Origin of the sequence: Paenibacillus sp. 1-18, assembly GCF_000520755.1 — a bacterium.
Taxonomy (GTDB): Bacteria; Bacillota; Bacilli; order Paenibacillales; family Paenibacillaceae; genus Paenibacillus; species Paenibacillus brasilensis.
This window is the reverse complement of record NZ_ASSB01000249.1, coordinates 1-3,945: the sequence shown is the minus strand read 5'-3', so window position 1 is coordinate 3,945 and position 3,945 is coordinate 1. Positions and strand designations below refer to the sequence as shown.

5 protein-coding genes are annotated in these 3,945 nt (G+C 47.8%); 2 read left to right on the top strand and 3 right to left on the bottom strand.

Features of this window, described 5'->3' with window-relative positions; translation table 11 throughout:
• The first annotated feature begins 195 nt into the window (after positions 1-195).
• Positions 196-894, top strand: a complete 699-nt coding sequence (locus L693_RS0115800) for a queuosine precursor transporter (RefSeq protein ID WP_025718157.1) — start codon at positions 196-198, stop codon at positions 892-894.
• Positions 895-962: 68 nt separating this feature from the next.
• Here the strand turns inward: L693_RS0115800 and L693_RS0115795 are convergent, their stop codons facing one another.
• Positions 963-2,051 carry a M24 family metallopeptidase gene (locus L693_RS0115795; RefSeq protein ID WP_025718155.1) on the bottom strand — a complete coding sequence of 363 codons (1,089 nt, stop codon included), beginning with the start codon at positions 2,049-2,051 and terminating at the stop codon, positions 963-965.
• Between the two features lie 70 nt (positions 2,052-2,121).
• Entirely contained in the window at positions 2,122-2,850 is a 729-nt protein-coding gene (locus L693_RS0115790; RefSeq protein WP_025718153.1) for an MBL fold metallo-hydrolase, read from the bottom strand.
• Between the two features lie 205 nt (positions 2,851-3,055).
• On the opposite strand from L693_RS0115790, the gene L693_RS0115785 reads away from it, so the two are divergent.
• Positions 3,056-3,577, top strand: a complete 522-nt coding sequence (locus L693_RS0115785; RefSeq protein ID WP_025718152.1) for a GNAT family N-acetyltransferase — start codon at positions 3,056-3,058, stop codon at positions 3,575-3,577.
• Positions 3,578-3,682: 105 nt separating this feature from the next.
• On the opposite strand, the gene L693_RS0115780 is transcribed toward L693_RS0115785, so the two are convergent.
• On the bottom strand, positions 3,683-3,945 hold a 263-nt coding region (locus L693_RS0115780; protein ID WP_025718150.1), incomplete at its 5' end, for a threonine/serine exporter family protein.

The following is a 3,945-nucleotide window of genomic DNA, read 5'->3' as shown; positions in this document are numbered from 1 at the left end:
TAAAATAGGCTGTCGAGACTTTCTCGACAGCCTGAGTCGGCCATCAGGCCGGCTCTTTGTTTTTATTTCATCGCAATGCAATTATGGCTGTTCACAAATTCTAATCTATGATACATTAAAATAATGTTTTTCCGGCTTGTTTCGGAGGAACCGCGGTTCGCAACCATCCCGCGCTATCAAAACTAGGAGGCTTTCATGTTTAATCTGCTATGGGGGGCAGCCTTTGTCCTTGTCAACTTTATGTTCTTTTTGCTGTGTTATCGTTTGTTCGGTAAAAAAGGATTGTACGCCTGGATTGGTGTTGCTACCGTGCTGGCCAACATTCAGGTTACCAAAACCATTGATCTGCTCGGCATTACCACGACATTGGGAAATACGATGTATGTTTCTATGTATATGGCCAGCGATTTGCTGAATGAAAAATACGGGCCTAAAGAGGCACGCAAAGCGGTGTGGTTCGGCTTTTTCACGCTGATTATGACAACAATCACGATGCAGATGGTACTGCTGTTCCAGCCGACTGCAACGGATTTTGCTCAGGCACCGATGCAACAGCTATTCGGATTGCTCCCAAGGCTTGCACTTGCCAGCTTGACGGCCTATGCAGTCAGCCAGTTGCTGGACGTGCGTCTGTATGCCTGGATTCGCAAGTTTTTCCCGAAGCGCCATCAGCTCTGGATTCGCGGTAATGGCAGCACGATGATCAGCTCGTTTATAGACACGCTCATTTTCTGTAGTATTGCCTTTTACGGTTATGCATGGGGGATATGGCTGGAACTGTTGTTTACCACCTATATTTTAAAATTCGTACTGACCGCGGCAGGTACACCGATTTTGTACATCGCACGCAATTTCCGCTTTATAGAAGAGGAGGAGCAAACGCTCAAGCCATAATTGGCTTGGGTGTGACCCTCCTTTTTTTCTTCCTTTTTTAAAACACAAATGAATGTATTGTATTAAGCTTATCCCAGCACCGTCAGTTCTTTTGGAAAAGAGGTCAATACTTCTACACCACCAGAGATGACCAGAACGTCATCTTCAATCCGCACACCGCCAAGACCTGGCACGTAGATGCCCGGTTCTATCGTGAACACGAAGCCCTCATGAAGCAGGTCGTTATTGCCTCCGTGGACAGATGGGTACTCATGTACACTCATGCCAAGACCGTGTCCAACCCGGTGGTTAAAGGCAGGGCCATATCCGGCGGCTTCAACAACAGCCCGTGCAGCCTGGTCTACAGATGCGCAGGTTACTCCCGGGCGAATGGCGGCAATCCCGGCTTCGTTCGAGCGGAGAACCGTATTATATATCGTTTCCAGCTCGGTCGACAGCTTTCCAAAAGCAAAAGTACGCGTAATATCCGAAGCATAGCCGTCGGAGTATACGCCCATATCAAACATGAGCAGATCGCCGTGCTGCAGCTTGCGGGTGCCTGGAACACCATGGGGGAGCGCTGTTTTGGGTCCAGACAGCACCGTGGTGTCAAAGGATGGACCGTCTGCTCCGATTTTTTTCATCTGGTATTCGATTTCAGCCACCAGCTCGACCTCTGTCACGCCTTCACGTACATGGGTTAGGCCATGACGAAGAGCATCTTCCACCAAACGGGCAGCATGTTTGAGTCGTTGTACCTCCTCGGGAGTTTTTCTCACACGCATTTCTTGAAGCACAGGGCCAAGATCCACATATTGAGTGGCGCCAATGGCAGTATGTAGTTGCTCGTAACGGAGAACGGAGACGTGTTCCTTTTCCAGGGCGAATGCTTTCACTCCGCTGCCTGTGCGTTGGCGCAGCAGATCATATGGATTGTCCGTATCGGTGTGGGTGGATATGCGGGTTACGGAAGAAGCCGCTTGGGCGGCTTCTGCATCCAGGGCAGGCACGATCAGTTCAGGCTCTTGATCCCGAAGTAGTACCAGGCCGAGAAAGCGTTCATGCGGCTCGCTGGCAAAGCCTGTCAGGTAGTAAATGTGCTTGGGATCAGTCACGAGTAGACCGTCCCAAGCTTGTGACTTCAGCTCATCATACAGCCGGGTTATTTTATCATTCATTCAGATTGATTCCTTTCATGTACTGTTCATTATAGCTCTTATGATATAACTATTTATAGCTTAGAATCGTTTATCCTCGTTCCTGACTTAATGCTTGTAGGCGAGCCTTCACATTCTGATCATAAAAACCGCCATGGTAGCAGATTACCTTCTCAGCATCCAATACAGTCAGTTTATCTAGGCTTTTCAAGGCCAGTGGCATATCCGGCGTAGCCGACTCTGCAGGACCAACCAGTTCACCTTCGACGACGCGCAGCTCATCCGCTGCCAAAAGCAGCTTTTGCGCAGGCACATACAAGCTGATATGCCCTGGTGTGTGGCCAGGTGTATGAATAATTTGTATTCCCCCGCCATAAGGTAGTTGCTCTCCGTCCTTAAGAATATGAGCAAAACGCAAGTCTGGCAGGCGACGAATCATATCCTGGGCTTGCTGCTTGAATACAGTATCCATCTGGTTGATCCGTTCCGGTGTCAGCTTCACAAACGGCCGTTCCCCTGTCATGTAAGGAATGTCATCTTTATGAGCCAGCAGGACCGTATTTGGCAGCAAGTCCAGCAATGCGTGCACATTCCCGATATGGTCAATGTCCTGATGTGTTAAAATAATTCTCCTCAGATGGTTGATATCCTCTCCCACATCAGCAATAGCCTTGCGCAATAGCTCTAATTGACCGAGCATTCCTGTGTCAATGAGCGTAAGTCCATCCTCATCCTTGAGCAGTACAGGATAAATGGTCGTCTTTCCAAAAAAGGATTCCATAGGTACTTTCAGAATCAAGATTTGAGACCCAATATTCATATTAAGCTGCTTCAGAATCCTTTGAACTCTGAAGCATACCTCCTCATCTTATGTTGTTAAACGGATTGATCGGTCAAGCTGTTGTGTGTCCTATCTTCTATTATAAAACCCTTTGTGTCTAATCCGCAAAACAACTCGATATGGCTGTTCCGGCGCTTGTCTTGTACAATGAATAAATCACCACATCAGGAGGCGGATATGAATGATGAATCAGGAGCAATCTTTTTCCATTGAATTTGCGCGCAGGGAGGATCTTCACGATATTGTGGATATTTATAATTCTACGATTGCGGGTCGAATGGTCACGGCAGATCTGGAGCCGGTGACAGTGGAAAGCCGTATTCCGTGGTTTGAGGCTCATCAGGAGAACCATCGGCCGCTGTGGGTTTTGAGGCAAAAAGGGGTCATTGCCGGGTGGGCCGGTCTCCAGTCCTTTTACGGTCGTCCAGCTTATAATGGTACGACAGAAATCAGCATTTATGTTCATGAGGATTTCCGTGGAACCGGAACCGGAAGTCGTCTGGTACAGCATATGCTAGAAGAATGCCCAAGACTGGGTGTTACAACGCTGCTGGGATTTGTGTTTGGTCACAATGAGCCGAGTATTGCGTTGCTGCGAAAATTTGGTTTTGAACAATGGGGTTTTTATCCGCGTGTCGCCATACTGGATAACATTGAACGGGATTTGGCTATATTGGGTAGACGAGTGGATGATGTTGAGGGATAACGAGAATAACAAGCGAGCGTGCAAAGATCGTTTAATTAAAAGGCTGTCTCCAAGTCTTATACGCTGTAAGGCGTGTGATTTTGAAAGCAGCCTGTTTCTTTACTTTTAACGGTGAGGTCTGAAACGAATACTGTGAAAAATTTGATTAAGCACCTCAGATAACACCAGACCGACAGCAATGGCTCCTGCGATCATCAGTGTGCTTATGGCCAGTTCCAGTGCTTGGGGATAATTATGTTGTACAAACTGACGCATAGCATTATAGGCCATGCCTCCTGGAACGAGTGGAATCATGCCTGCCACGCTGAAAATAATCACAGGCATTTTGTACAGTCGCGCAAAGCCTTGACTGACAATGCCGATAAGGA